This is a genomic window from Pseudomonadales bacterium, assembly GCA_024234165.1.
Lineage (GTDB): Bacteria > Pseudomonadota > Gammaproteobacteria > Pseudomonadales > UBA5518 > UBA5518.
Genome location: JACKOP010000001.1, coordinates 1,139,874 through 1,165,617, shown reverse-complemented (window position 1 = coordinate 1,165,617; position 25,744 = coordinate 1,139,874). Strand labels below are relative to the sequence as shown.

The following is a 25,744-nucleotide window of genomic DNA, read 5'->3' as shown; positions in this document are numbered from 1 at the left end:
ATCGAGCCGCCACGTCAGCGGATGCGTCTCGCGTGTACGTGCGTTCACCGGTAGCGCTCCAGCAGGGCAGGCACATCGGCCGCCGTCAGGGGGCCCCAGGTGTCGTCATCGATCATCAACGACGGCCCCTTGTCGCAGTTCCCGAGACAGCATACCGGCAGCAGCGTAAAGCGCCCATCGGCGCTGGTTTCGCCCCAGTCGAGCCCGGTTGCGCTGCGCAGTGCAGCGACCAGTTCCTCGTAACCGGTCAGAAAGCACGCGATGCTGTCGCAGACCTTGATCACGTGGCGACCGACCGGACGGCGGAAGATCATGTTGTAGAAGGTCGCCACGCCTTCGACGTCGGCTGCGGTGATGCCAAGCACCGCTGCGATCGCAGGGATCGCCGCATCGGGCACCCAACCGCGTGCGGTCTGCACGGCCTTCAACGCCTCGATGCACGCGGCACGCGGGTTCTCGTAGTGCGTCATCTCGTGGCGGATCGCCGCGAGTTCGCCCTCCGACAGGAAGCCGGTATCGGTGGCCAGCGGAGTCATGCTGTCAACGGTCGACATCGGCCATCACGAAATCGATGCTGGCAAGATACGCGATCAGATCCGCGACCAGACTGCCGCGAATCACTGACGGTATCTGCTGCAGGTGGGGGAAACTGGGTGTGCGGATGCGGGTGCGGTAGCTCATGGTGCCTGCGTCGGATGTCAGGTAGTAACTGTTGATCCCCTTCGTTGCCTCGATCATGCAGCAGCACTCGCCGGCCGGAATCACGGGTCCCCAGGAAACGCCGACGAAGTGGTTGATCAGTGTCTCGATGTGCTGCAGCGTCCGTTCCCTGGGTGGGGGGGTGGTCAGCGGGTGGTCGGCCTTGTACGGTCCGGCCGGCATGTTGTCGAGGCACTGGCGGATGATGCGCACGCTCTGGCGCATTTCCTCCAGGCGTACGGTTGCACGGTCGTAGCAGTCGCCGTTGTGCGCCAGTGGCACCTCGAAGTCGAAGTTCTGGTAACCCGAGTAGGGGCGCGCCTTGCGCAGATCGTAGTTGAAACCGGTGGCGCGCAGACTCGCACCGGTCACACCCCAGGCCAGCGCGTCGCGGCTGTCGTATTGCGCCACGCCGATCGTGCGCGAGCGCAGGATGCCGTTCTTCAGCGCGGCCTTCTCGTATTCGTCGAGCCGCCCCGGCATCCAGTCGCAGAACTCGCGCACCAGCCGGTCCCAGCCGAGGGGCAGATCGTGCGTGAGGCCGCCGATGCGGAACCATGCCGGGTGCATGCGGGCTCCGGTGATCGCCTCGATCACGTCGTAGGCTTTCATGCGATCCGTGAAGATGAAGAAGATCGGCGACATGCCGCCGACGTCCTGGATATAGGTGCCGAGGAACAGCAGGTGGCTGGTGATGCGGAAGAATTCGCACAGCATCACGCGAATCGTCTCGACGCGCTCGGGAACGCGGATGCCGGCGAGCTGCTCGACCGCCATCACGTACGGGAGGTTGTTCATCACCCCGCCGAGATAATCGATGCGATCGGTGTACGGGATGTAGCTGTGCCATGACTGCCGCTCGGCCATCTTCTCGGCGCCGCGGTGATGGTAGCCGATGTCTGGCACGCAGTCGGCGATCTCTTCCCCGTTGAGTTGCAGCACGATGCGGAACGCGCCGTGCGCCGACGGATGGTTCGGGCCCAGGTTCAGGAACATGTAGTCCGCGTGTGCAGTGCTGCGGCTCATGCCCCATTCTTCAGGAACGAAACGCAGTGCCTCCTGCTCCAGATCCTGCTTTGCAGCATCCAGTGTGTACGGGTCGAATTCGGTGGCGCGTGCAGGATGGTCCTTGCGCAGCGGATGCCCCTTCCAGGTCCGCGGCATCATGATGCGCTGCAGGTGCGGGTGGCCGTCGAAGACGATGCCGTAGAGATCCCACACCTCGCGTTCGTACCAGTTTGCATTGGGCCAGACGCCGGTCGCGGTGGGCAGGCGCAGATCATCTGCCGCGAGAGCGACCTTGACGCGCACGTCGCTGTTACGTTCAGGGGACAACAAATGATAGAAGACGCTGAAGTCTGCAGCCGGCAGGCCTTCGCGGTGCGCCCGCAGTCGTTCGTCGACCCCATGGAGGTCGTAGAGCATCGCGTAGGGTTGCGGCAACTGACGCAGGAAGCGCAGCACCCGCGGCAGGTCTTCGCGGCTCACCCACACCGTCGGCAGGTGGTCGACGGTCGGCTGGTACGTGATTCTGGCAGCACCGAAGCGCTGACGCAGCTCGACGACAACGGCATGTTCGCTGCCGGGTTGTGTGCCGTCGGAATGGGGGCCGGGCTGGTTTGTCATGCTGACGCCTGCCGTATCGGGTTCGGATCGACGCACCTCATGATCAGACCTCGTCCGGAGTGCGCAGCGTGGTGGTCGCCATTCGGGCTTCCCGCCGCTGCTCGCGCTGCGACGGCACCTCGACGCGGTGAACTCCCTGGTCGCCGACCATCCACGACAGCGGACGGCGCTCACTCGCGATAGAGTCCTGCAGCAGCATGAGTCCTTGCAGGAATGCTTCGGGACGCGGTGGGCAGCCCGGGATGTAGACGTCCACCGGCAGGAATTTGTCGACGCCCTGGACCACCGAATAGATGTCGTACATGCCGCCGGAGTTCGCGCAGGCGCCCATCGAGATCACCCAGCGCGGTTCGAGCATCTGCTCGTAGAGGCGCTGGATCACCGGCGCCATCTTCAGGAACGGTGTGCCCGCGATCACGATGAAGTCGGCCTGCCGCGGTGAGGCGCGTATGACCTCGGCGCCGAAGCGGGCGATGTCGTGTGGCGCCGTGAATGCAGTCGCCATCTCGACGTAGCAGCATGAGAGGCCGAAGTTGTACGGCCACAGGGAGTTCTTGCGACCCCAGCCGACCGCCTTGTGCAGCACTTCCTCGAGGCGGCCGAGAAACACGCTGCGGTGTACTTCGCGCTCGGTGGCTTCCGTCGCTTCGCGCGCGAGGCGTTCGGGAGTTGCGTCGGTGGCGATCGGCGTCAGGCGGTAATCCATGTGTACCTCAACGTCCTTGCTGCCGACGCCGTGGCGGTACGTGCCAGCGCAGAGCGCCGATTCGCCACAGGTATACGAGCCCGGCCAGCAGCACCATGATGAAGATCGCCGCCTCGACGAAACCGATCCAGCCGCTCTCGCGCAGCGCCACCGCCCACGCATACAGGAACAGTGCCTCGACGTCGAAGATCACGAAGAACATGGCGACCAGGTAGAACTTCGCCGGCAGCCGCAGGCGGGCGCTGCCGACCGACACGATTCCGGATTCGAAGGGTTCGGTCTTCGCGCGCCCCGAGGTGCGTCCGCCGACGATCGCGGAGACGCCCAGCATCAGTGCGCAGACGAGAAGGATGACGACAACGAATACGGCGACCGACCAGTACTGGGCCAGAGCATCCAGATCAGGACTCATGGTTGTCCCCTCGTTTCGTTCCGGCAGACATCGCAATGGTTGGGTCGTGCGGCCGGTGCGTCAGCGTTGGGGCGCAATTATAGGGATCGCGCGCCGCTTCGCCAGTAGGCGTGACGCAGTCGGGTGATGATTTTTGTAACACTGCGGCCAGCGCTGTGCACGTCGTGAAGAAAAGATCGCTGCGATGCCGTCGACCGCTTGCAACATTAAAAAAGCTCAATTAGAGTGCGACGAAAGAGCGTAACTGATTGGTCCGTCCCCCGGAGAATCGGTACGCCGCAACAAGCAATAACAGACTGCTCGAAGGTTATATGCCGATGTCATTCGTTCCCGCTGAGTCGAACTCTCTGATCAGGAGGCGCTACCCGTCATGACTCCTTCCAAATCCAGGATCACGAGGGCACTCGCCCTTCTGGTCAGTGCCGGTGCCGTCGCGCTGGTTGCAGCGCCTGCCGGTGCGCAGACGCTCGATTCGGCAGTTGCCGCACAGGGCGAGGCCGACAAGGCTGCAGCGACCTCACAGAAACGCATCAACGAGATCCGCGATCGCCTGCAGGATGCCTCGAGCCGTTATGCAGCCGCGCAGGCCGACGCCGACAGTCTCGAGAAGTACAACGCACAGCTCGAGAAGCAGGTCACTGCGCAGCGTGACGAGATGGCTTCCATCGAGAAGCAGTTGCTCGACATCGAGACAACCAACCGCGAAGTGCAGCCGCTGATGCAGCGCATGGTCGATGCACTGGAGCGTTTCATCGCACTGGACGTGCCGTTCCTGCTCGAGGAGCGTACGCAACGCGTGAAGTCGCTGCAGGAGATGATGACGCGTGCCGACGTGACGATCTCTGAGAAGTACCGCCGCATCATGGAGGCGTACCAGATCGAGCTGGAGAATGGGCGCACGCTCGACAGCTATGACGGTGTCCTTACCAAGGATGGTGTCGAGCGGACCGTGTCCTTCGTGCGGCTCGGGCGAATCTCGCTGATGTACCAGTCGCTCGACGGGGCCGAGACCGGTTACTGGGATGCAGCTTCGAAACAGTGGGTGGTGGATAACAGCTACGCCGCTGCGGTCGCCGAGGCCCGTCGGGTTGCCAAGAAGGACGGGGCGCCCGATCTGTTGACCATTCCAGTTCCCGCGCCGCAGGAGGTAGTGCAGTGATCAATTTGCGCAACATGCTCAAGTACGCAGTGGCAGCCTCGCTGCTGCAGTTCGGTGCGGTCACTCATGCCGCCGACTCGCTCGACGCGCTGTTGAAGGAAGTGCAGAGTGGCCGCGGTGCCGAGCGCCAGGCCTTCGAACAGGCGAAGACGAAGTTCAACGCGGCCGGCGAAGCCGAACAGCAGAAAATGCTGCAGGAGGCACAGGCCCGGCGCGACACCCTGGACGCCCGGTCCAAGCAGTTGTCGTCGCAGTTTTCCGAAAACGAGATCAAGACCAACGAGCTCGACAAGCAGTTGCGCGAAAAGGCAAGCGGTCTGGGGCTTGCCGAGATCTTCGGATTGGCGCATCAGGCCGCGGGCGACAACGCGGTGACACTCGAACAGTCGCTGATCTCGACGCAGTTCCCGCCGGCCAGCGGCGAGAAGGATCGCTCGACGGTGTTGCGCGAATTCGGTGCATCCAAAAATGTGCCGGTAACTGCGGATATCGAGCGTCTCTGGTTCGAGCTGCAGCGTGAAATGGTCGCCAGTGGCCAGGTGGCGAAGTATCGTGCAGCGGTGATCGCACCGGGTGGTGAAAAGCACGAGCAGGAAGTGATCCGGATTGGCCCCTTCGTCGCCAGCTCGGAGGGCAAGGTATTGCAGTACCTGCCCGGCCTGCAATCGCTGAGTGTCTTCCCGCGCCAGCCACCGGCGCATATTCTCGGCTTCGTGAAGAAGCTCGAGTCGACCAGCAGCGGATACGTCCAGGCGGTCGTCGACTCGACTCGCGGCGTGCTGATGGCGCTCTATGTGGAACGTCCGACCTGGGTGCAGCGCATCGAGCACGGCGAACAGGTGAACTACGTGATTCTGCTGGTCGGGGCGGTCGGTCTGATCTGCTTCTTCTATCAGCTCGTCTATCTGCTCCTTGTGCGCATGCGGGTCAGCGCGCAGTTGAAGCATCTCGACCGACCGGTCAAGGACAATCCGCTCGGCCGGGTACTGCTCGCCTTCTCCAGTGATTCGAACAAGATCGAACAGAGTGCCGATGTTGCGGAACTGCGGATTGCCGAGGCGGTTTCACGCGAGATTCCGAAGCTCGAACGCTTCCAGTCGCTGCTGCGCCTGTCGGTGGCCGCGGGCCCGCTGCTTGGCCTGATCGGTACCGTGCTGGGCATGATCATGACGTTCCAGGCGATCACCGAATCCGGTTCGGGTGATCCCAAGCTGATGGCGCACGGTATTGGCGCGGCGATGATTGCGACGGTTCTGGGTCTGGGCATCGCGATTCCCCTGCTGTTTGCAAATGCCCTGCTGACATCGTTGTCGTCGGGTATGAACCAGGTGATCGAAGAACAGTCGGCCGGCATGCTGGCCGAGAACATCGAGAGGCAGCGCCGTGCTTGACTCCATTCCGCTGGTACGCGCCATCGTCCATCTGGTGGAAGATGGCGGACCGTTCGTCGCGTTGATCTTCGCCTCGGGTGTGCTGCTGTGGGCGTTGGTGTTCGAGCGCTGGTGGTTTTTCCGTACCCAGTTGCCGCGCCTTGCCGCCGGTATCCAGCAGGAGTGGGCAGCACGCAAGGACCACGACACGTGGTGCGCCCGGCAGATTCGTCAGGCATTGATTTCACGAGTCAATGCGGCGATGAAGGCAGGATTCCCCGTGTTGCAGGTCCTGGTGCCGATGGCGCCGCTGCTCGGGCTGATCGGCACGGTGACCGGCATGCTCGAGGTGTTCGACTCGATGGCACTGCGCGGCAATGCCGATGCACGCGCCATGGCGAGCGGGGTATCCGAGGCGATGATCTGCACGATGACGGGATTGGCAGTGAGTGTATCGGGGCTGTACCCGGTCCATTACTTCCGCACTCGTGCCGAACACGAAACTGAACTTCTAGCTGACAGGTTGCCATTGTAATCATGCGTCTCAAGCGTCGCGTACACGCCGATCATGAGTCCTCGACAGGGATCGACCTCGCTCCCATGCTGGACTTTGTCATCAACCTGCTGATCTTCTTCATCGTGACCGCAGTGTTCGTGAAGGCAACTGCCGTCGTGGTGAATCGACCGACCAGCTTCGAGCAGTCGACCGAGAACGATTCGAAGAGCATCCAGATCCAGGTGCTCGAGAACGGTGAGGTCTGGGTGGACAACCGCTCGATCGACGTGCGTGCCGTGCGTGCGAACGTGGAACGCATGAGCGCCGTGAATGCCGATGCCGGTGTGCTGATATTGGCAAACGAGATGGCACCGATGGATGTTGTCGTCGCGGTAGTGGACGAAGTTCACCTGGGCGGCATCTACAACATCACCTTCTCGACCAACAACTAGAAGGGTTTGGAGGCAGGCGTCATGGCGCTCAAGAAACACACGGCGGCGAGTGAGGATCACGGCATCGACCTGGCGCCGATGCTGGACTTCACGATCAACCTGTTGATCTTCTTCATCATCATCACGTCCTTCGTGAAGGAACCCGGGGTGACCGTATTCAGGCCGATCGCTTCCACGGCCGAGGAAAGGCCGTCCGGAAACCTGATGATTGCGGTACGGGAAAACGGTGATATCTGGATCGATCGCCGGCAGATCGATCTTCGTGAAGTACGCGGAATCATGGAGCGTCTGCACGTCGAACGTCCGGACGACAGTGTGGTCATCATCCCCGACAGGGCGGCGCGTGCCGGTGTTGTCGCAAAGGTGATGGACGAGGTTCGTCTGGGTGGTATCAAGGACATGGCAATTGCTGCCGATACGCAAGCGCACGGCGGCTGATTCGGGAACGCGCGAGGAGAAGTCGTCTTGATCATCAGGTTACCAATCGCGCTGCTGCTCGGCAGCCTGCTGGCTTTATCGATGTTCTGGGTGCTCTGGCATCTGATCAGTCGACCCTATGAGGGTGAGGGCGTGCGGGAGGCAACTCGTATCGAGTTCACGCGCATGCGCAAGGACACCGAAGTTGCCAGCAAGCGCGAGCAGAAGGTCGAGCGCGAGCGCCCACCGCCCACTCCCGAGGCGCCGAAGATGTCCTTTGCCACCAGTGGCAACGTGGACAGCAACGTTGCGATGCTCGCGCCGCGAGTCGATGCGGGATCGGCGATGTCGAAGATGTCGCTGAGTGCGGGGTCCGACCGCGACACGATCCCCCTGGTGCGCGTGCCTCCGGATTATCCGCCGCGCGCACTGAGCCGTGGCCTGGAGGGTTGGGTCCAGGTGCAGTTCACGATCACGGGTACGGGGTCGGTGAAGGACGCGGTCGTGGTCAAGTCGTCCAGCAAGATCTTTGAAGACGCGGCGATCAAGTCGATCCTGCGCTGGCGCTACAACCCGAAGGTCGAGGGTGGTGTAGCGGTGGAGCGCGTCGGCGTCCAAACCATCATCCGCTTCACTCTGGAGAACTAGGCCATGCGGAAGAGTGGATTCCCGCTGCGTGTAGTCGCCTCTCTGCTGGTGGCTTTCCTCCTGGCCGGCAACGTCGCGGCACAGAAGAAGAAGGATGACGAAGCGCCGCCTCCAGGCGGAATCGATGCAGCCACCGGCAAGATCCTGACCGAGGCCATCGAGGCGCTGAACAAGGAGAACTACGCCGGTGCCACGGCAGCAGTAGCCAAGTTGAAGCTCGATCAGCTCAGTCCGTACGAGCGCAGCCGTACCGAGCAGATCATGGCGACGATAGAGAGTTCGCGTGATAACTACGCCGGGGCGCAGAAGCACTTGCAGGCGGCGATCGACGCGGGTGGTCTGAACGAGAAAGAGGTACAGGATACGCGCTACCAGATTGCGCAGATGTTCCTGGCACAGGAGAAATGGAAGGAAGGTGCCGCGGCGCTCGAGGGCTGGTTCCGTACCGCCAAGGATCCCAACGGCGCTGCGTATTACCTGCTTGCGGTTGCGTACTACCAAATGGAGGATTTCAAGCGGGCCATCGTACCGGCACAAAAGGCGGTCGATCTGACGGACAAGCCGCAGGAAGGGTGGGTTCAGCTGGTGCTGGCCCTTTACCTGCAACAGGATCAGTACGCGAATGCCGTGCCGTTGCTGAAGAAGCTCATCAGCATGGCTCCGGACAAGAAGACCTACTGGCAACAGTTGTCGTCGGTCTACGGGCAGATGGAGGACTACAAGAAGTCGCTGGCGGTCGCACAGCTCGCATACAACGGTGGCATCCTGACCGAGGACACCGATATCCGGCGCCTCGCGGATCTGCAGTTGTTCAACGATGCACCGTACAGGTGTGGGCTGACGCTGGAAGAGGCGGTTCAGAAGAAGCTCGTGAAGGCGGATTTCAAACTGTACGAGAAGCAGGCCAATTGCTGGATTGCGGCACGCGACTTCGCAAAGTCGATAGATCCGCTGAACAGGGCAGCAGAAATGTCGAGTAACGGCGATCTGTTCGTGCGACTCGGCGAGGTGCAGGTGCAGCGCAACGAGTGGGCCGGCGCGGTGACGGCTCTGCAGAACGGGTTGCGCAAGGGGGGGCTGAAGGACCCGGGCAACGCGCAGGTACTGCTGGGAATCGCGCAGTACAACCAGAAGAACTATGCGGGTGCAAAGGATGCTTTCACGCGCGCACGCAATTTTGACAAACATCGCAAGATGGCTGACGGGTATCTGCAGCTGATTGCGGTGCAGGCCGGCTGAGACGAGGAAGTGATGCCAATATCAAGGCGTGACGGACGGTTTTCGGGGAGACTGTGTCAGCTGGCACCTCTGGTGCTCGCGTTCAGTCTGTGCGCTGGTGGCAGTGGGGTGCTGGCGGATGAGACCGCTGCGACCCGGTACGCGCAGTTGCTTGGTGATGCCGAAGGCATTGCTGCGTACAACGGCCTGGTCGAGCGCCAGATCGGAGTGCAGGGCGAGGAGCTGCAGGAACTGGAGGCGCAGATCGCGACGCTGGATCAGACCGCTGCGGACATGCCGGCGTTGTTGCAGCGTATGTTCGAGAAGCTCGAGCAGTTCGTTGCGAAGGATCTGCCTTTCCTGGATACGGTTTCCGACCGCAAGGCTCGAGTCGAACGCATCCGCGAGCTGATGAACAGTGAAACGGCGTCTCAGGGCGAACGCTTCCGTCGCCTCATCGAGGCTTACCAGATCGAGATCGACTACGGTCGCAATATGGCCGATTACAAGTCGACCCTGCCCGATGGGCGCGAGGCCGACTTCGTGCGGGTTGGACGGGTGGCCTTGCTGTATCTGACGGCCGACGGTACCGAGGCGGGGTACTGGGATGCCGAGCGAGGCGAATGGGTGGTGGACAACGACTACCAGTCCGTGATTTCCAAGGCGTTGCGAATGGCGCGCAAGGAACTCGCACCCGACGTGATCGAGATTCCGATACCTGCAGCGAAGGAGGTAGGCTCGTGAGGAATACTCGTGGTTTTCTCATCGTGCTGGCCGTCGTCTGCATGTTGCTGCCGGCACAGGAATCGTTTGCCGCCGTATCGATGGCCGATCTCCAGCGCCAGGCGCAGCAGATGCGCGATCGCGAGGCGAAGCTCTGGCGTGATCGCGAGGTACAGCAGAATGCGGAGCTGCAGAAGCAACTGGCTGCAGCCGAGCAGGCGGTTCAGCGCCGGGCGCGTGCTGATGCACGCAGCAAGGCACTGGACACCGAATGGAACGCCAACGACCAGCGTATCCAGGACATGCAGGCGTTGCTGCACCAGTACCAGGGCAACCTGGGAGAATTGTTCGGTGTCACGCGGCAGGTAGCGGGCGATTCGGCATCGGTGCTGCATCAGTCGCTCCAGTCGCTGCAGTTCGCCACGTCGGAAGGCGAGGAAAGCCGCGAGGATTTGATGCGGCGGATCGCAGCGGCAAAGACGCTGCCATCGTTCGATGATCTGAGTCGCATGTGGTACGAACTGCAGCGCGAAATGACCGAGAGTGGCAAGGTCGTTCGCTTCAAGGGGCCGGTGCTGAAGCCGGACGCCGAGCAGCCCACCGAGGAAGAGATCGTTCGTGTCGGTCCCTATATTGCGGTGTCCGGCGGGAAATACCTCGCCTACGACCCGATGCGTGGGTATTTGAAGGAACTGAGTCCGCAGCTCGGCGGAGCCCGGGCGGCGATCGCGGCCAGACTCGAGAAGGCAACGGGCGGGTACGTGAAGGCGGTTGTCGATCCGGCACGTGGTCCACTGCTCGAGCTGGTGTCCGAGCGACCCGACCTGATCCAGCGTATCCAGAACGGTGAAGTGATCGGTTACCTGATCATATTCGTGGGTGTGCTGGGAGCGTTGCTGGCCCTGTTCCAGTATGTGTACCTGGTGATCACGCGGATGTCGGTTGTGGCGCAGTTGCGCAATCTCGCCAAGCCGACGCCAAACAATCCGCTCGGTCGCGTGCTGCTTGCGTTCCAGGGTGAAGGCAAGGCGGCAAATCCCGAAGTGGCCGAACTGGTGATGTCGGAAGCAGTGTTGCGCGAAATGCCTCGGCTGCTGCGATTCCAGGCGTTCGTTCGCCTGTGTATCGCCGCAGGCCCGCTGCTCGGTCTGGTGGGAACGGTGGTGGGGATGATCATCACGTTCCATGCGATCACGGCAACCGGATCCAGCGATCCGAAGCTGATGGCGCAAGGTATCGGCCAGGCAATGATCGCGACGGTACTCGGCCTGGGTATTGCGATTCCGCTGTTGTTCATCAACTTCGGCCTCACCGCGCTCTCGAACGGCGTTACCCAGGTTCTGGATGAGCAGGCCCAGGCGGTGCTTGCAGACGAATTGAAGAAACATCAGGGCTAGTCATTGCGCCAGGCTGGCGTGGCGGGCACGGTGACGGCGATCGCTGCGGTGTAGCCGGTCGTCCTTGCTGCTGATCCCGAGCCTGTTTTCATCCTTCCCTCATGAGGCGTCCGGAAACGGACGCCTCATCGCTGTTTACGGTTGTCTCCTTGGCGCGAGCGGTGTTTGGCTGCGGAACGAGGGCCTGCGCTGCCTTGTCCGGGATTGGTCACAGGATTCCTGTTGCGCACTGAATGGAGTGGACGCTCATGCCGATGATCCAGCAGAACATGGTCGAGGAAGGCATCCTCGAACTGCGCATGAACCGTCCGGATCGGTTGAATGCGCTGAACGAGGAATTGATCGGTGATCTGAGCGGGATCATGCGCGGACTGAACCGCGACCGGCAGGTACGTGTGGTGGTGATCACCGGAGAGGGCAAGGGCTTTTGTGCCGGCGCCGATCTGAAGGCGGCCTCGGGCTCAGGTGCAATCCCCGGTACCGAAGGAATGACGCAGCTCGGTTTTGTCTACAAGTATCAGGAATATCTGGCGGAACTGATGCTGGCGATTCACGAGTGCGACAAGCCGGTGATTGCCGCGGTGAACGGCGCTGCAGTTGGCGGCGGTCTTGCGATCGCGCTTGCAAGCGATGTGCGTATCGCGAGCGAGAAGGCTCGCTTCGGTGCCGTATTCATCAAGACCGGGCTTTCGGCATGCGATGTGGGCACGAGCTGGTTTTTGCCACGCCTCGTCGGTGCTTCGGCAGCCGCAGAGTTGATGCTGACCGGGCGTGTGTTCGGCGCCGATGAAGCGATGCGTATGGGGCTGGTTTCACGTGTGGTGGCTCCCGAGATGTTGCTCGAAAGTGCGCTGGAGACGGCACGGGCGATTCGTGAAAACAGCGAATACGGGGTCTGGATGACGAAGAAGGGACTCTGGGCGAATGTGGACGCGCCGAGTCTTCGACACGCCATGGAGCTTGAAAACCGCACCCAGGTGTTGGGCTACTTCACCGGCTGCATGGAGGAGTCGATGCATGCCTTCCAGGAAGGACGTCCCCCGCGCTGGCGCAGACTGTGACTCGCTGGCTGGTAACGGCGGCGAAGCTCGGTTCGTTGCGCACACCTCCCCACGCCGAAGCGCCCAGTGTGCCGCCTGCGAGACGCAGGACCGTTTCCTGTGACATGCCCGGCTCGGGATCGATCGCACACGCATTCATGATCGTCGTGAGTCCGATGTAGGCATTTGCGGCAAGCACCAACTCCATCAGTTGTCTGGTCCCCGGCGTACGGTCGAAGCGATCGATCGTTTCAGTCTGGGCGCGCTGTCTCCTCGAACAGGCCGCTGAGCCCGGGTGGGGCAGTCTCCTGCGTCATGTACGCCATGCGCGCCATATTTCTTGCTGCTCCTGGATCTTTGGCTGCTGCATCGCTACCAGAGATAGCCGACGCTGACGATGTAGCCGCTGTCGGTCCGCTTGAAGCCCGGCGGCGGGTTGTTCTGCCAGTCGATGTTGTACTGGATCGTTGCGTTCAGGTTTTCGACCAGTGGAAAACGCAGCCCGGTCTGCATGCGAATCAGGGTGTCATCCGGATCATCGACGCTGACGATGCCTTCGTGCATGTGGAAGAACTGGGTCGTGCTGCCGAACAGTAACTGCGTGTAACGCAGCGCCCAGCGGCCGGCCATGAAATCATCATCCTCGGCGATGTCGTAGTCTTCGTTCACGTAGGTGACGCCGCCTTCCAGCGCCAGATTGCGCTCCGGTGTTTCCCAGAACTGATAGCCCGCTCCGGTACCGATCGTCGTGCGCAGGTTGAGGTCCTTGAAATCGTCCTGCTCGACGTCCGTATTCGCGTAGGCGTACCACTTGTCATCGATGAAGTGGTCGTATTTGAAGTGGGCGCGGTTGCCGCGTGCCGTGTCCCTGCCATCTTCCTGCTTGTTGGTTCCGGTAGCGCCGATCGTGAAGCGGTTCTTGACGCTGCGGATCACCGCTTCGACGTCGTAGAACAACTGATCATTGTCGGTATTGCCGCGGTTGGCGGTCAGGCCGAGGTTCGCGTGCCCGCCGACGCTGACACCTTCGCCGCTCACCTCGGGCGGCGGATTGATGTATTCGATGTCGGCCAGTGCCACCGGAGCGGTGGTGATCAGCTCTCCGGCCTTCAGCACTACGGCCGTTCCGGCCGCACGCGTGGCCTGGGCGTCCATCGCGGTGCGATCCTTGAGGATGAAGCGCGCGGGTGTGTCGGTTTCCACCGACTCGACCTGTGACCAGGTGATCTTCACGTCGCCCGCGTAAGTCGTCTTGAGGGTCAACACATCGCCGATCTTGGACACGATCGTACCAGTGATACGATCTCCACCCTGCAGGTGCACGGTGTCTGCATTGAGGCTTGGTGTCGCTGCAAGCGCCAGCAGTGTGAGGGTGGTGCGGAAATGGCTCGCGCGTCGGTGCATGAACGGGACTCCTTGTCCGGATGAAGTGGCGCGAGTATACCGCATGCCTCCACCGTCCGATTTTCTGGCGAAGCTGCTGTGCGTTCCAGTCTCATGCGTGGTTGCAGCGCAGGCTCTATAATCCGCACGTTTCCTTGCTGGAAGTGATCATATGGGAGCTCAGTGGAAAGCCAAGCCGCGTGCGGATGCTGCTGCGGCCAAGGGTCGAATCTTCACCAAGCTGGCCAAGGAAATCATGGTCGCGGCACGCGGGGGGGCTGATCCCGATACCAATTCGCGGCTGCGCAAGGCGGTTGAACAGGCAAGGCGAGCCTCGATGCCGCGTGAGACGCTGGAGCGTGCTATCAAGAAGGGTGCCGGCCTGCTCGACGAGGCGGTCCATTACGAGTTGGTGACGTATGAGGGTTTTGCGCCGCATCAGGTCCCGGTGATCGTCGAGTGCCTCACCGACAACAAGAATCGTGCCGCGATGAGCATCCGCATGCTGTTTCGCAAGGGCCTGCTTGGCAATTCCGGTTCGGTTTCCTGGGATTTCAGGTATCTCGGCATGATCGAGGCGCGGCCGGAACGTCCGGATGCGGATCCCGAACTGGCGGCCATCGAGGCTGGCGCGCAGGACCTCGAACCCGTGGAAGACGGCCTGTGGCTGTTCCTGACCGAACCGACCGATCTGGATGCGGTGAGCCGTGCGTTGCCCGCGTACGGATTCGTGGTGCAATCGGCAGTGCTGGGCTACAAGCCGAACAATCCGGTGACGCTGGATGCAGCTGCAGCGCGTGTCGAGGTAGAGGCCTTCCTCGAGGCACTGGATGCCGACGATGACGTGCAGAACGTCTATGCGGCGCTGGTGGCTGGCTGAAGAGGATGTCGCAAAAGTCTCTCGCGCATTGACGTGATCTGCGCGTGGTGATGCCTTCGCATCGGTGGGACGCCGTAAATGCATCCCTGCAGGCTCGCGTGCCGCATCCCTGCGGCACACGCCCCCCCGATGCGAAGGCATCGCCACACGCTTCGCTCAGGGTGATCCCGGCAGGTACTCCGGCGCTTCGCGTGTCGGTCGGATTTCTCCCCGCGCAAGGCGGAGGAAGTAAGAGTCCATCTCGCGCTTGACGACCGGCGCGAGCAGGTACAGGCCAACGATGTTCGGTACCGCCATCAGGAAGTAGATCGCGTCGGCGAAATCGACCAGCTCGGAGAAGTCCATCGTGACGCCGAAGATCGTCACCGCCAGATAGAAAAGCTTGTATGACACGTCGACCGTGACGGTTTCCCCGAACAGGTAATTCGCCGCCTTGGTGCCGTAGTAGCAGTAGGCGATCATCGTCGAATAGGCGAACAACAGCACGACCACGGCCAGCACGTAAGGGAACCACGGCATCACGGTCGCGAACGCGGCCGAGGTGAGGGCAACGCCCTGTGCCTGTGGCAGCGGATTCCCGACTCCGGCAACCGTGATCACGAGCGCCGTCATCGTGCAGATGATCACCGTGTCGATGAACGGCTCCCACAGCGCCACGAGTCCTTCGGTCAGCGGTTCGTCGGTCTTCACGCTGGCATGCGCAATCGGTGCCGAACCGATTCCGGCTTCGTTCGAGAACGCGGCACGCCGAAAGCCCTGCAGGATGGCGCCAAGTACGCCGCCCTGCACGCCTGCCGCAGTGAATGCTCCGCTGAAGATCAAGCCGAAGGCATCCGGAATCGCGCGGGCGTTGCTGCCAAGCACGACCAGGCCGGCTGCGAGGTAGAGGATCGTCATCAGCGGGACCAGCCTGTCGGTCACGCGTGCTATGCGCTGGATGCCTCCGAGCACGACCAGTCCGGTTGCGATCGCGATGACCGCACCGAACAGCCAGGCACGGCCTGCAAGCAGGCTGTGCTCAGCGCCCGTGATCAGCAGCAGTTGGTGGTACGCCTGATTGACCTGGAAGAAGTTGCCGCAACCGATCGTTCCGAACAGACAGAGCACGGCAAACAGCACGCCGAGCACGCGCCCCAGTGGTGCCAGGTGCGGGTATTCGGCTGCAATTCCGTGCGTGAGGTAATACATCGGTCCACCCGAGACCGAACCGTCGGGACGGTAATGACGAAACTTCACTGCCAGCGTGCATTCGCAGAACTTGGTCGCCATGCCGAGCAGCGCGGCGACGATCATCCAGAAGGCGGCTCCCGGCCCACCGATCGTGACGGCAACGGCGACGCCGGCGATGTTGCCGAGCCCTACGGTTCCCGAAAGCGCGGTGGCAAGAGCCTGGAAGTGGCTGGTGTCTCCGTGATGCTCCGGCCGGTCGTAGTCTCCACGGATGATCCGCATGCCCTGCGCCATGCCGCGCAGATTGATGAAGCGGAAGTAGAACGTGCAGAAAATGCCGGCGACGATCAGCCAGAACAGGATCCACGGCACGGTGAATCCGCCGAAATCGATCGCCGCAAATACGAAGCGGGCCACCGCATCGGCAAACGGCGCAAAGCCGTCCGCGATCTGGTGGTCGATGCTGCTTCCGGCTGCAGCGTTGGCCTGGTGTGGCAGCGCGCCTGCGCCAAGGCCGAGCAGTGCGATCAGGCGCATGGGCTACGGGTGCGGATCGGAGCGGGCGATACGCACGCCCCCCAACTCCGGCGCGAGCTGCTCGGCGAGATAGCGACGGAAGCGTTCGCGCATCGCTGCATCCGGGTTCAGTTCCGATTCGAAAAACGCGCGTACCGCGAGCATCGTGATGCGGTGTTGAAGCAGCGGTGAAATTGCAGGCGGCAACGGGTTGCGCTCGCACAGGCGATTCTTCATGCCACGCAGGATGCCTTCCTGCTCGCTGCCGATACGGTCGAAGTAACTGGTGTCGTCGCTGCTCTGCGGCGTGCGGTCACGGATGAAAAAGCAGCCGACGCTGTCTCCGTTGTCCAGCCAGCGCAGCGTCGACGCCTGCTCTGCGAAGCCGATGTGCGAACCCCCGGCAACGGTGATCAGCCAGGCGTTGTTCACGCGTTCCAGCACTGGCAGCGCGTTGTCCTGGTACGGAACCATGGCATCGACATCACCCGCGAGCATCATGAATGGCAGCTCGGAATTGGCGAAGAACGCGCGTCCGAACAGCTCGAAAGGGCCGGCGATCGAGACGGCGGCCTTCACGCGCGGGTCGCGTACGCGTGGATGGTAGGCCGCGAGTGTGGTCGTCATTCCGCCCAGGGAGAGACCGGCGATCGCGATGCGCTGCGGGTCGATGCGCTGATGAAACGAGCTCCCGGGATCCTTGTTCCATGCCAGCAGGGTATCGATCAGGAAACTGACGTCTCCGGGCTGGTTCATCACGTCGAAGACGTTGGCTCCTCCTGGAGCATCGGTGTTCGTGAGCGGGAAATCCGCAGCCGCGATTACGTAGCCGTGGCTGGCGAGGTATTCCGCAAGATAGGTCGGTTCGCTGCTGTTGCCCATGAAGCCATGGCTGTAGACGATCAGCGGCATCGCCTGTGCCGGTAGCGTACCGCCGGCGTCGCTGACCGGAAACCACACGCGGGTGTGCAGGCGTCGTTCGGGAGCACCGGCGAAATCGCCGTTGGCGTCGGTCGGGCGCGTCGTATCGACGAGGTCGAATTCGCGCATTTGCGTCTGCCACGCGCCGGGAGCCAGCAGGGCGGCGCTTTCGCTGTGCTCGGGCAGTGGCGCGGGTTCGGCCTGCTTCCATGCAACTATCAATGCAATGACGAGCAGAGCAGATATGCCCAGGCCGTATTTCAGGAATTTCATTGCAGTTTCCCCGATGTGATGGTTGTTGCGGCCATGGAGCATCGTGGCGTCAGCGTGAAGTCGGCCCTGCACCGAGCACGCTGATGTCACCGATCTGCGCACGGTTGCGCTTGATGCGCTGGGTCATCCGCCATACGCCACCCACGCGCTCCCAGCTGTCGTGGTACTCGCCGAGCGTGGAGAAGGTCAGTGCAGATTTCTCGCCACTGCCCTTGTGCATATCGCTGACGTAGCACGAAGTCTGTGCGATATCGTCCTGTACGTCGATCATCACGTTGCCGAGCAGGTGCTGGGTCGGGCCGCAGTCGTCCAGGAACGAGCGCATGAACGTGATGATTCCCGCGCGGCCGTGGATCGTTCCCATGCCGAGATCGGCACTCGCATCGAGTGCGACGATCGCATCGAGCGCGCCCCAGTCGCGGTAGTCCATTGCGCGTGCAAAGCGCACCAGCGCGCGGTAGATCTCGCGTTCGGCAAGCAGTGTTTCCAGCATCATCGGGAGCCTCCGTGTGCGGGGCAGAACCAAATATAAAAAGGGCGACAGCCTATTAAAAAGGGCGACCGCCTATAAAAAGGGCGACCGCCGGTCGCCCCTACATGGTCAGTCGCATCTGGTTGAGAGGGCGACCAGTGGGTCGCCCCTGCCTGATCAGTCGTAGGTGTAGACCACGTCCAGACCATAGGTGCGAGGTTCGCCGTAGGTCGCGCCCGACCAGCCCAGTGCGCCGAAGTCGATACCCCAGTTGATGTATTCCTCGTCGGTCAGGTTCTTGCCCCACAGCGACACCCGCAGCTTGTTGCTGTCGTTGCAGCAGCCGAGCCGGATGTCGTTCAGGCTGAGACGCGCATTGACCAGCGTGCGGCTGTCCGGCGCGTTCCATTCGTTCTCGTACGGATGGTATACAAAGCTGTCCTTGTAGGCGATGTCGACCCGTGCAGACAGCGCACCGAAGCTGAACGGCTCGAAATCGTACTGCACGCCGAGCGATGCGGTGTTCTTCGGAGCCTGCGGTACCGTGGTGTTGCGTGCGATGTTCTCGAGCCGGCCGGTGCTCGCGTTGTACGACATGTATTCGTCGAACTTGGCGTCCAGATAACCGTAGGTGAAGTCGATCGTCAGGCCATCGACCGGCACCGCCACGATGTCGAACTCGATGCCCTGGATCGTCTCCGCACCCGCATTGACGATGGCCGAGGATGCCCCGCCTTCGCCAGCCTTGAACACGGCTACCTGGGCGTCGGTGTATTCGTTGCGGAACAGTGCCACGTTCAGGCGCAGGCGGTTGTCCAGCAGCTCCGACTTCAGGCCGAGTTCGATCGCCTTGACCTCTTCTTCGTCATAGGGTGTCCGGAAGTCGGTAACGTTCGCGGCGCGTGCGCCGAAGCCACCGCCGTTGTAACCGGTGGTATAGGTCAGGTAAGCGCGGATATCGTCGGTGAATGCGTAGTTGAGGTTCGCCAGGTAGCTGACGTTGTCCCAGTCCCCTTTGGCGCGAACCGGATTGCCGGGGGTGAGCGTGGGCAGTTCCCGCAGCATGTTCTGGTTGTACACCCACGCTTTCTTGTCGTCTTCCGTGTAGCGGATGCCGAGCGTGAGGTCCAGCGCCTCGGTCAGCGCGTAGGTTGTCTGCCCGTAGACCGCAAGCGACCTGGCGCTCTGCCCGTATGCAAAGTCGACCACACCGGGGACGCCCGGGTCACTGGCACCGGGGATTGGCAACCGCTGCGAGCCTACGCACAGGTACCCACCATACATCGCCGGACAGAAACCGGCTGCGTCGTAGAGCGGGCCCAGTATGGGTGTGGCTGCGCCTTGCGGGGCGACGAACGCAATCGGCAACGAGTACGTCTGCGGGTTGACTTCGGCCACGTCCTCCTTGTACGTGAAGATGCCGCCGGTGTAGTGCAGGCGGTCGTCAAAGGCGCTGCCGATGATCTGGAGTTCGTGCGAGTCCATTTCGACCGAATTTTTCACGACGCGGGAGTGGAAGCCCGGAATCTGGATCGGCTCGTTGTTGCCTGCGTACACGCCGTAGAACAGGTCGCGCGCGAAGTACACGCCGCCGTCCAGGTTGCTGCCGTTGCCCTGGCTGGACCGGCGTGATCCGAACAGGTACTTCAGCGTCAGGTTCGGATTCACGTCCCACGCCGCGATGAACGAATGTGCCTTGACCTTCAGGAATTCCTCGGTTTCCTCGTCGGACATGAAGTGTTCCTGGCGCTTGTTGCGCGGATACACGTTCTGCGCCATCTGGTCGAACAGCCCACCTGGACCCGTGAGCATCCGGTAGTCGCGGGCCTCATGGCCGAAACCCGTGTTCACATAGTCCTTCACTTTCAGGATCTGGAACGGGGTCGCCACGCCCGAATTGTCGGTCCTGTCGAACGAGTAATCGAAAGTCAGGTCCTCGCGTGGCGTCCAGCGCAGCGCGAGGCGATACGCGTCGTTGTCTTCCGAGGCAAGATCCTTTTCCACCTTTTCGTTCGGCATTTGCGGCTGTTGTGCCACACCCGTGTAGTGGTTGTCTGCCCAGCCGTCGGTTTCGCTGTGGTTGTACGAGATCTTGGCTGCCAGATTGCCGACTGCCGGCAGGTCCAGGCTGCCGCCGTAGCGCAGGTAACCGAAGTTGCCGATCGACGCCGTTGCCTTGCCGCGCAGCTCGCCGCTCGGCTTCTGGGTGGTCACGCTGACCGCACCCCCGGTGGTGTTGCGTCCGAACAGCGTGCCCTGCGGACCGCGCAGCACCTCGATGCGTTCCATGTCGGCGATATCGAATACGCCACCCACCGACTTGCTGATGAGGATGCCGTCGACGTACATGCCGACCTTCGGGTCCGTCAGCAACTGCGTCTCGCCGATACCCATGCCGCGAATCGCGATTCCCATGTTCGCGTTCGACGATGGCTGCTTCTGGATCACCACGTTCGGTGCGAAATCGCCGATCTTCGAGACGCCGAAAACGCCCAGGTTGGACAGCTTGTCCGCCGTGAATGCAGTGATTGCGATCGGTGTATCCTGCAGCGACTCCTCGCGGCGCTGGGCGGTGACGACGATCTCCTCGAGTCCTGCTGCACGCTGTGAGTCCTGGGCCGCTGCCGGAGTCGCGGTGCCGGCAGTTGCGGCGATGGCGACGGCAAGTGCCGAGGCATGGAAGGGGGAAATGGCGCGTCTGGTCGGCATGGGGTTGTCACCTCTGTTGTGATTCGAATTGTCGGCTGGATGAGCGGCGACGCTTCGGATTGCAGCATGGGCGCTGCGCCGGTCATCCGCCGTCGATGATAGACGGTGGTTGCCTTGGCCGTAAATGATTTTTACGATCCATCTGGATCATGGCGAGCAGGTCACGCTGCTGCCGCATGAAGTACCCACGACCAGGGTGGCTGCGTATACTGGCCGCGCTGACTTGTCTTGACCGGATCATGAGGCAGCGCCGGGATTTCATCCCTTTGCATGATGCCGACGTGTTCGCTGGCGTGCTAAGTTCAGCCACACGCTTCCCGTCCATCTGACTATAAGGAAAATACGCGATGCCGAACCGTTACCGTGCGCAACAGGCAGGGCTCGACTCGCTGACTTGCGTTTCATCGGGCCGCAAGCAGGATTGGCTCGATCTGTTTGCCGACGACGCCGTGATCCAGGATCCCGTCGGCGTGTCGCCGCTCGATCCGACCGGCCTGGGGCACCGCGGCAAGCGTGCGATCGAGGCGTTCTGGGATGCGGTGATGCCGAACGGCATCGCCGGTTACGAGATCCACGAATCCTTTCCGTCCGGAGATTCCTGCGCCAACGTACAGACGCTGATCACCCGCCTGCCGGACGGGACGACCGCGAGAACGCGCTGCGTTGCGGTCTATACGGTGAACGATGCCGGCAAGGTGATATCGTTGCGTGCGTACTGGGATTACAGGAAGCTTGAACAACAGTTGCAGCAACTCGGTGCTGGCTGAACACTGCAGTAGCGGGAGGAAAACAGCATGAACGACTCCGAACGCAGGGTCAGCAGCGGCGAAGCGTGGGCCGAATTCTGTGATGCGCTGAAACAAGCCGGAGAGCAGATTCAACGCCCGGAAGCGCCTTCGGACCCATTCACCCGCGCCGAGGGTTACCGCTACCTGAGCCGGCTTGCTCGCGCGGGGCTCGAGTGGTACCTCGAGTTCAATGACCCGGCATTTCCGGTTCTTTATGTGCCGTCCCACGAGACGATCAAGATCGGTGCCGACAACCCGGACAACCTGTACCAGAAGGCAGTGCTCGACGGACGTCATGAATACCGTATCCGTGGCCGGCGTGGCACGGTCTACTACCTGAGCTTTCTGACCAGCAAGGGCAGCTATGCCGAGAACTCCAGGCAGACCGAAACCGGATTTCTCGACGGCGAGCAGTTGCAACTGGAACCCGACGGGAGCTTCGAGATCATCGTCAGTTCCAGGAAACACGCCGGCAACTGGCTGCCGATGGAGCCGGAGACCATCGCCTTGCTGGTACGCCAGACCTTCATGGACCGCAAGGCCGAAACGCCTGCAGAGCTCACCATCGAACGTCTGGATCGCGGTGCGACGCCGGAGCCTTTGACGGCGGAGCAACTGGAAACGGGGTTGCGTACCGCTGCATCGTTCGTGAACAACACCGCACGGCTGTTTGCGGACTGGAGTCAATCGTATCTGCCGCGACCGAATGAGCTGCCGCCGGCCGACCAGAAACTGTGTCATGCCGTCGGTGGTGACCAGAACATCTTCTACTATCACGGTTACTTCGAGCTGGCCGAGGACGAGGCGCTGGTGATCGAAGTCGAGCGTATTCCCGAGTGTCGTGCCTGGAACCTGCAGGCGGACAATTATTGGATGGAGTCTCTCGACTATCGCTACCACTGTATCCATGTGAACAAGCACACGGCCAGGCACCGACCGGACGGGAGTGTGCGCATCATCCTGGCGCATCGTGATCCGGGGCTCGACAACTGGCTGGATACGGCAGGCCATCGCAACGGGACGCTGTGCTTTCGCTGGATCGCTTCCAGGGAGATCGTGCACCCGACCAGCCGCGTCGTGAAGTTTGCGGAATTGAAGAACCTGCCGAAATGAGCGGACACGGCCTGAATGCTGCGAACCTGCTCGACGCAGCCCGGTGTGAAACGGGCCTGTCGGACTTCGGTGACGCGAGCTTCCGTGAGCCGCTCGAACGCCTCGTCGCCGCGCTGAACACCGAGGCGCGACTCAACGTCGCCGGCTACGCGTATTTCGGTGAGCGCATCCGCAACATCCTGATCACGCGCCTGCGTGCGGAGGACTGGTTCCGTCGTTACCCGGAAATCCTCGAGGAGGAGATCCACACGCCACTGGTCATCGTGGGTCTGCCGCGGACCGGCACCACGATGATGCACCGTACGATCTCGGCCGATCACCGCATGTATTCGCCGTTGTGGTACGAGGTCCGCTTCCCGGTACCGCTGCCGGGTACCGATTTCGCTGCGGGCACCGATCCGCGGATCGCGATCGCCGAGGCCGAGGTGAATGCCTTGCTCGAGGTATCACCGGAACTCGCATCGATCCATCCGATGGACGCACGCGGACCGGATGAGGAGATCATGCTGCTCGAGCAGTCCTTTTTCTCGACCGTGCCCGAGTCTCATGCGCATATGCCCGAATTCGGAGTGTGGCTCGAACAGCAGGACCAGTTGCCCGGCTACACCTACCTGAAGCGCCTGCTGCAGTTCCTGCAATGGCAGAAGAAACGCTTTGGTCAGCAGGCCGAACGCTGGATCCTGAAGACTCCGCACCACCTGCATTTTCCAGCGGCGCTGTTCACGACCTTCCCGGACGTGCAGGTGCTGCAGACGCATCGTGACCCGCTGCAGTTGATGCCGTCGTATGCAAGCATGATCCACGCACTGAATCGCCCGTTTTCGGATGCGGTCGGCAAGGAGGAAGTAGGCGCGCACTGGTGTCGCAAGTGGGCGGCAGGGATGCGCACCACGCTGCAGTTCCGGGATGCAGGGCATGAGGCACGCTTCCTCGACATGTGGTACGAGGATACGGTGCGCAGTCCGCTCGACGAGATTCGCCGGCTGTACGACTTCGTAGGCATCGACCTCACCGACCAGGCGCGCACCGAAATGGAGCGCTGGCGCGAGATGAATCGCCGCGAGGCACGCCCGACGCATCAGTACACTCTCGAGGAATACGGATTCACGGAAGACGCGCTCGCGGCGGATTTCCGCGAATACCGCGAACGTTATATCTTGCCGCTGCGTCGCGCGAGCGCGTCGGGGGCATGATTCCGCGACCCGGGGGCATCCAGTCCTGCCGGGCGCATTCATCGACAGGCCACAGGGAGCAAGAAAGATGACGGAGCAGAAAGCGACCAACGTGCATTGGCACGAAGGGGAGATCCAGCGAGAGCATCGCCACCAGTTGCTGGGACAGCAGGGGGCGACGCTGTGGTTCACCGGCCTGTCGGGTAGCGGCAAGAGCACGGTGGCGGTGGCGCTCGAAGACGCACTCCACAAGCGAGGCAGGCTTTCCTACCGTCTGGACGGGGACAACGTTCGCCTGGGCATCAACAAGAACCTGGGTTTCAGTGCCGATGACCGCAAGGAGAACATCCGCAGGATCGGAGAAGTTGCGAAACTGTTCGTCGATTGCGGGGTAATCGTCCTCACCAGTTTCATCAGCCCGTATCGATCGGATCGTGATGTGGTGCGCAAGCTGCATGAAGCATCGGGCATGTCGTTCATCGAGGTCTTCGTGGACTGCGCGCTTTCGGAAGCCGAAAAGCGTGATCCCAAGGGGCTGTACAAGAAGGCGCGCGCCGGTGAGATCAAGAACTTCACAGGCATCGACGACCCCTATGAGGCACCCGATGCGCCGGAGATCCACCTGCATACCGACCGCATGACACTGCAGCAGGAAGTCGACATGCTGCTGCACGATCTCGAAAAACGCGGCATCCTTTCGGCCTGACACGGAGTAAAGCCACAATGATCAAACCTCATGGTTCCGACACGCTCGATCCGCGCTTCGTCTACGACACCGAGCGTCACGAGGCGCTGACGCAGGAAGCGGAGAAGCTGCCTTCGTTGCTGCTGAATTCGGCAGCGGCGGCCAACGCCGTGATGCTCGGCGCGGGCTATTTCAACCCGCTGAAGGGCTACATGAACAAGGCCGACGCGCTCGGTGTGGCGTCGACGCTGCGCACGGCCAGTGGGCTGTTCTGGCCAGTGCCGATACTCAACCTCACCAGCGATGTCGCAGCGATCCGTGGTGCTTCGCGTATCGCACTGCGCGACCCGAACGTCCCCGGCAATCCGGTGCTGGCGGTGCAGACGGTCGAGGCGATCGAAGAGATCAGCGAGGCCGAAATCTCGGGCATGGCAGAGAAGATCTTCCGTACGCTGGATCCGAAGCATCCGGGTGTGGCGACGTTCACCGGCCTCGGGCGATTTGCCATCAGCGGACCGATCGAGGTGCTGAACTTCAGCTACTTCCAGCAGGATTTCCCGGATACGTTCCGTACCGCAGTCGAAATCCGCAACGAGATCGCCGAGCGCGGCTGGCAGAAGGTAGTGGCGTTCCAGACCCGCAATCCGATGCATCGTGCACACGAAGAGCTGTGCAAGATGGCGAAGGAGGCGGTTGGTGCCGACGGCATCCTGATTCACATGCTGCTCGGCAAGCTGAAGGCCGGCGATATTCCTGCGTACGTTCGCGATGCGGCGATCCGCAAGATGGTCGAACTGTATTTCCCGCCGAACACCGTGATGATCACGGGCTACGGTTTCGACATGCTCTATGCAGGCCCGCGCGAGGCGGTTCTGCACGCCGTGTTCCGGCAGAACTCGGGCTGTACGCACTTCATCGTGGGGCGTGACCATGCAGGCGTGGGCAGCTACTACGGTGCCTTCGACGCACAGACGATATTCGACGAGGAAGTGCCGGCAGGTGCGCTCACGATCCAGATCTTCCGTGCCGACCATACCGCGTACTCGAAGAAACTGCACCGTGTGGTGATGATGCGTGACGCCCCCGATCACACACCGGAAGACTTCGTGCAACCGTCGGGTACCAAGGTGCGCGAAATGCTGGCGGCCGGGCAGGACTTGCCGATCGAATTCGCACGTCCGGAAATCGCGAAGATCCTGATGGGTTACTACCAGAGCGAGGCCAGGAAGTAGGATCGGCTCGACAACGGGCTGTCCCGCTGAGGGGCAGCCCGTGATTCTGATAACGAAGGAGCAAATA

General features: G+C 61.9%; 25 protein-coding genes. 16 read left to right on the top strand and 9 right to left on the bottom strand.

The annotated features are described in order from the left end of the window. Window positions 1-44: 44 nt before the first annotated feature. The 4 genes from nuoE to H7A12_05000 are packed head-to-tail and all read right to left on the bottom strand — an operon-like array spanning window position 45 to window position 3,443. Entirely contained in the window at window positions 45-536 is a 492-nt protein-coding gene (nuoE, locus tag H7A12_05015; protein MCP5320173.1) for an NADH-quinone oxidoreductase subunit NuoE, read from the bottom strand. Between the two features lie 4 nt (window positions 537-540). Continuing rightward, complete coding sequence (nuoC, locus tag H7A12_05010) at window positions 541-2,325, bottom strand: NADH-quinone oxidoreductase subunit C/D (protein ID MCP5320172.1); 1,785 nt, start codon at window positions 2,323-2,325, stop codon at window positions 541-543. A 43-nt stretch (window positions 2,326-2,368) separates the two neighbouring features. Next, on the bottom strand, window positions 2,369-3,031 hold the full coding sequence (locus H7A12_05005; protein MCP5320171.1) for an NADH-quinone oxidoreductase subunit B: 663 nt from the start codon (window positions 3,029-3,031) through the stop codon (window positions 2,369-2,371). Between the two features lie 7 nt (window positions 3,032-3,038). Then, complete coding sequence (locus H7A12_05000) at window positions 3,039-3,443, bottom strand: NADH-quinone oxidoreductase subunit A (GenBank protein MCP5320170.1); 405 nt, start codon at window positions 3,441-3,443, stop codon at window positions 3,039-3,041. Between the two features lie 370 nt (window positions 3,444-3,813). Between H7A12_05000 and H7A12_04995 the strand changes: the two genes are divergently transcribed. The 10 genes from H7A12_04995 to H7A12_04950 all read left to right on the top strand — a co-directional run bounded on the left by H7A12_04995 (window position 3,814) and on the right by H7A12_04950 (window position 12,384). Then, entirely contained in the window at window positions 3,814-4,602 is a 789-nt protein-coding gene (locus H7A12_04995) for a DUF3450 domain-containing protein (protein MCP5320169.1), read from the top strand. After that, complete coding sequence (locus H7A12_04990; protein MCP5320168.1) at window positions 4,599-5,993, top strand: MotA/TolQ/ExbB proton channel family protein; 1,395 nt, start codon at window positions 4,599-4,601, stop codon at window positions 5,991-5,993. The genes H7A12_04995 and H7A12_04990 overlap by 4 nt, the downstream gene beginning before the upstream one ends. Next, a complete protein-coding gene (locus tag H7A12_04985; GenBank protein ID MCP5320167.1) occupies window positions 5,986-6,507 on the top strand; it encodes a MotA/TolQ/ExbB proton channel family protein in 522 nt (173 codons plus the stop codon). Before H7A12_04990 ends, H7A12_04985 begins: the two co-directional genes overlap by 8 nt. 65 nt (window positions 6,508-6,572) lie before the next feature. Then, entirely contained in the window at window positions 6,573-6,920 is a 348-nt protein-coding gene (locus tag H7A12_04980; protein ID MCP5320166.1) for a biopolymer transporter ExbD, read from the top strand. A gap of 21 nt (window positions 6,921-6,941) precedes the next feature. After that, window positions 6,942-7,358: a biopolymer transporter ExbD gene (locus tag H7A12_04975; GenBank protein MCP5320165.1), complete on the top strand. Its 417-nt coding sequence runs from the start codon at window positions 6,942-6,944 to the stop codon at window positions 7,356-7,358. 27 nt (window positions 7,359-7,385) lie between these two features. Continuing rightward, on the top strand, window positions 7,386-7,985 hold the full coding sequence (locus H7A12_04970) for an energy transducer TonB (GenBank protein MCP5320164.1): 600 nt from the start codon (window positions 7,386-7,388) through the stop codon (window positions 7,983-7,985). 3 nt (window positions 7,986-7,988) lie between these two features. Continuing rightward, the gene (locus H7A12_04965; protein ID MCP5320163.1) at window positions 7,989-9,224 is read left to right on the top strand and encodes a hypothetical protein; all 1,236 of its coding nucleotides are present in this window, start codon (window positions 7,989-7,991) and stop codon (window positions 9,222-9,224) included. 12 nt (window positions 9,225-9,236) lie between these two features. Then, window positions 9,237-9,947 (top strand): DUF3450 domain-containing protein, encoded by a 711-nt coding sequence (locus H7A12_04960; protein ID MCP5320162.1) that lies wholly within the window; start codon window positions 9,237-9,239, stop codon window positions 9,945-9,947. Further along, entirely contained in the window at window positions 9,944-11,323 is a 1,380-nt protein-coding gene (locus tag H7A12_04955) for a MotA/TolQ/ExbB proton channel family protein (GenBank protein MCP5320161.1), read from the top strand. Before H7A12_04960 ends, H7A12_04955 begins: the two co-directional genes overlap by 4 nt. Before the next feature lie 248 nt (window positions 11,324-11,571). Beyond that, a complete protein-coding gene (locus H7A12_04950; protein MCP5320160.1) occupies window positions 11,572-12,384 on the top strand; it encodes an enoyl-CoA hydratase/isomerase family protein in 813 nt (270 codons plus the stop codon). Between the two features lie 351 nt (window positions 12,385-12,735). On the opposite strand, the gene H7A12_04945 is transcribed toward H7A12_04950, so the two are convergent. After that, window positions 12,736-13,767, bottom strand: coding sequence for a DUF481 domain-containing protein (locus tag H7A12_04945; protein MCP5320159.1), 1,032 nt, complete (start codon window positions 13,765-13,767; stop codon window positions 12,736-12,738). 151 nt (window positions 13,768-13,918) lie between these two features. Between H7A12_04945 and H7A12_04940 the strand changes: the two genes are divergently transcribed. Continuing rightward, window positions 13,919-14,626 carry a YebC/PmpR family DNA-binding transcriptional regulator gene (locus tag H7A12_04940; GenBank protein ID MCP5320158.1) on the top strand — a complete coding sequence of 236 codons (708 nt, stop codon included), beginning with the start codon at window positions 13,919-13,921 and terminating at the stop codon, window positions 14,624-14,626. Between the two features lie 156 nt (window positions 14,627-14,782). Here the strand turns inward: H7A12_04940 and H7A12_04935 are convergent, their stop codons facing one another. The 4 genes from H7A12_04935 to H7A12_04920 form a co-directional block, all read right to left on the bottom strand. Beyond that, window positions 14,783-16,333 carry an alanine:cation symporter family protein gene (locus tag H7A12_04935; GenBank protein MCP5320157.1) on the bottom strand — a complete coding sequence of 517 codons (1,551 nt, stop codon included), beginning with the start codon at window positions 16,331-16,333 and terminating at the stop codon, window positions 14,783-14,785. A 3-nt stretch (window positions 16,334-16,336) separates the two neighbouring features. Further along, window positions 16,337-17,506: a hypothetical protein gene (locus H7A12_04930; protein MCP5320156.1), complete on the bottom strand. Its 1,170-nt coding sequence runs from the start codon at window positions 17,504-17,506 to the stop codon at window positions 16,337-16,339. Window positions 17,507-17,555: 49 nt separating this feature from the next. Beyond that, window positions 17,556-18,002, bottom strand: coding sequence for a nuclear transport factor 2 family protein (locus H7A12_04925; GenBank protein ID MCP5320155.1), 447 nt, complete (start codon window positions 18,000-18,002; stop codon window positions 17,556-17,558). Window positions 18,003-18,155: 153 nt separating this feature from the next. Continuing rightward, window positions 18,156-20,687: a TonB-dependent receptor gene (locus H7A12_04920; GenBank protein MCP5320154.1), complete on the bottom strand. Its 2,532-nt coding sequence runs from the start codon at window positions 20,685-20,687 to the stop codon at window positions 18,156-18,158. 347 nt (window positions 20,688-21,034) lie between these two features. Between H7A12_04920 and H7A12_04915 the strand changes: the two genes are divergently transcribed. The 5 genes from H7A12_04915 to sat all read left to right on the top strand — a co-directional run bounded on the left by H7A12_04915 (window position 21,035) and on the right by sat (window position 25,677). Then, window positions 21,035-21,454: a nuclear transport factor 2 family protein gene (locus tag H7A12_04915; GenBank protein MCP5320153.1), complete on the top strand. Its 420-nt coding sequence runs from the start codon at window positions 21,035-21,037 to the stop codon at window positions 21,452-21,454. Window positions 21,455-21,481: 27 nt separating this feature from the next. Continuing rightward, the gene (locus tag H7A12_04910; GenBank protein ID MCP5320152.1) at window positions 21,482-22,588 is read left to right on the top strand and encodes a DUF1214 domain-containing protein; all 1,107 of its coding nucleotides are present in this window, start codon (window positions 21,482-21,484) and stop codon (window positions 22,586-22,588) included. Continuing rightward, window positions 22,585-23,781, top strand: a complete 1,197-nt coding sequence (locus H7A12_04905) for a sulfotransferase (protein MCP5320151.1) — start codon at window positions 22,585-22,587, stop codon at window positions 23,779-23,781. Before H7A12_04910 ends, H7A12_04905 begins: the two co-directional genes overlap by 4 nt. Window positions 23,782-23,848: 67 nt before the next feature. Then, window positions 23,849-24,466: an adenylyl-sulfate kinase gene (gene cysC / locus H7A12_04900; GenBank protein MCP5320150.1), complete on the top strand. Its 618-nt coding sequence runs from the start codon at window positions 23,849-23,851 to the stop codon at window positions 24,464-24,466. 17 nt (window positions 24,467-24,483) lie between these two features. After that, the gene (sat, locus tag H7A12_04895) at window positions 24,484-25,677 is read left to right on the top strand and encodes a sulfate adenylyltransferase (GenBank protein ID MCP5320149.1); all 1,194 of its coding nucleotides are present in this window, start codon (window positions 24,484-24,486) and stop codon (window positions 25,675-25,677) included. Window positions 25,678-25,744: the final 67 nt, after the last annotated feature.

Excerpts from the sequence above, each read along its gene's own strand:
- H7A12_04930 (MCP5320156.1), bottom strand. The coding sequence starts at position 17,506 with ATGAAATTCCTGAAATACGGCCTGGGCATATCTGCTCTGCTCGTCATT.
- H7A12_04920 (MCP5320154.1), bottom strand. The coding sequence starts at position 20,687 with ATGCCGACCAGACGCGCCATTTCCCCCTTCCATGCCTCGGCACTTGCC.
- H7A12_04915 (MCP5320153.1), top strand. The coding sequence starts at position 21,035 with ATGCCGAACCGTTACCGTGCGCAACAGGCAGGGCTCGACTCGCTGACT.
- H7A12_05000 (MCP5320170.1), bottom strand. The coding sequence starts at position 3,443 with ATGAGTCCTGATCTGGATGCTCTGGCCCAGTACTGGTCGGTCGCCGTA.
- nuoE (MCP5320173.1), bottom strand. The coding sequence starts at position 536 with ATGACTCCGCTGGCCACCGATACCGGCTTCCTGTCGGAGGGCGAACTC.
- H7A12_04965 (MCP5320163.1), top strand. The coding sequence starts at position 7,989 with ATGCGGAAGAGTGGATTCCCGCTGCGTGTAGTCGCCTCTCTGCTGGTG.
- H7A12_04925 (MCP5320155.1), bottom strand. The coding sequence starts at position 18,002 with ATGATGCTGGAAACACTGCTTGCCGAACGCGAGATCTACCGCGCGCTG.
- H7A12_04980 (MCP5320166.1), top strand. The coding sequence starts at position 6,573 with ATGCTGGACTTTGTCATCAACCTGCTGATCTTCTTCATCGTGACCGCA.
- H7A12_04910 (MCP5320152.1), top strand. The coding sequence starts at position 21,482 with ATGAACGACTCCGAACGCAGGGTCAGCAGCGGCGAAGCGTGGGCCGAA.
- H7A12_04995 (MCP5320169.1), top strand. The coding sequence starts at position 3,814 with ATGACTCCTTCCAAATCCAGGATCACGAGGGCACTCGCCCTTCTGGTC.
- H7A12_04950 (MCP5320160.1), top strand. The coding sequence starts at position 11,572 with ATGCCGATGATCCAGCAGAACATGGTCGAGGAAGGCATCCTCGAACTG.
- H7A12_04935 (MCP5320157.1), bottom strand. The coding sequence starts at position 16,333 with ATGCGCCTGATCGCACTGCTCGGCCTTGGCGCAGGCGCGCTGCCACAC.
- H7A12_04960 (MCP5320162.1), top strand. The coding sequence starts at position 9,237 with ATGCCAATATCAAGGCGTGACGGACGGTTTTCGGGGAGACTGTGTCAG.
- sat (MCP5320149.1), top strand. The coding sequence starts at position 24,484 with ATGATCAAACCTCATGGTTCCGACACGCTCGATCCGCGCTTCGTCTAC.
- cysC (MCP5320150.1), top strand. The coding sequence starts at position 23,849 with ATGACGGAGCAGAAAGCGACCAACGTGCATTGGCACGAAGGGGAGATC.
- H7A12_05005 (MCP5320171.1), bottom strand. The coding sequence starts at position 3,031 with ATGGATTACCGCCTGACGCCGATCGCCACCGACGCAACTCCCGAACGC.
- H7A12_04940 (MCP5320158.1), top strand. The coding sequence starts at position 13,919 with ATGGGAGCTCAGTGGAAAGCCAAGCCGCGTGCGGATGCTGCTGCGGCC.
- H7A12_04905 (MCP5320151.1), top strand. The coding sequence starts at position 22,585 with ATGAGCGGACACGGCCTGAATGCTGCGAACCTGCTCGACGCAGCCCGG.
- nuoC (MCP5320172.1), bottom strand. The coding sequence starts at position 2,325 with ATGACAAACCAGCCCGGCCCCCATTCCGACGGCACACAACCCGGCAGC.
- H7A12_04945 (MCP5320159.1), bottom strand. The coding sequence starts at position 13,767 with ATGCACCGACGCGCGAGCCATTTCCGCACCACCCTCACACTGCTGGCG.
- H7A12_04975 (MCP5320165.1), top strand. The coding sequence starts at position 6,942 with ATGGCGCTCAAGAAACACACGGCGGCGAGTGAGGATCACGGCATCGAC.